The following is a 393-nucleotide window of genomic DNA, read 5'->3' as shown; positions in this document are numbered from 1 at the left end:
CGTAAAGGAATATGATTTTATCATCGAGACCTGAGATACGGGTTTGATGCTTACTGACGAGTACAGGCTCAAAGCTGCCACCGCGGTCTCTTGGGGTGGATATCTCAAAATCGCCTGTGTCGCTACGGACGGTCTTTTTAGTGTGCCCGTTGCGCTTATTAGGTTTATCCGCCTTTTCATGCTTGGGGTAGCCGAGATGATCTTCCATCTCAGCTTCAAGGGCAGTGTCGATAAAGGACTGCATGAGTTGCTTCTGAAAGTCTTTAATGTCATCGAAGCTTTTCATACTACCAGCCATTTGCTCGGCCAGTTTTTTAATGTCAGATTGAGTAGTCATTGCTTATTCTCCTGTTAGTGGATTATAAGCAGTTACACAGAGTTTGGGAAACTCCC

The 393-nt window shown here is 45.3% G+C and carries 1 protein-coding gene; it reads right to left on the bottom strand.

The genetic code is table 11. The features are described 5' to 3' along the window. Nucleotides 1–337 (bottom strand): transposase (locus JFC07_RS13095; protein WP_198329236.1); only part of this gene is annotated, 337 nt, incomplete at its 3' end. Between the last annotated feature and the right edge of the window lie 56 nt (nucleotides 338–393).

This window comes from Psychrobacter faecalis (genome assembly GCF_016107575.1).
GTDB classification, from domain to species: domain Bacteria; phylum Pseudomonadota; class Gammaproteobacteria; order Pseudomonadales; family Moraxellaceae; genus Psychrobacter; species Psychrobacter faecalis.
The sequence above is the reverse complement of the archived record's forward strand: the minus strand, read 5'-3'. Positions and strand labels throughout refer to the sequence as shown.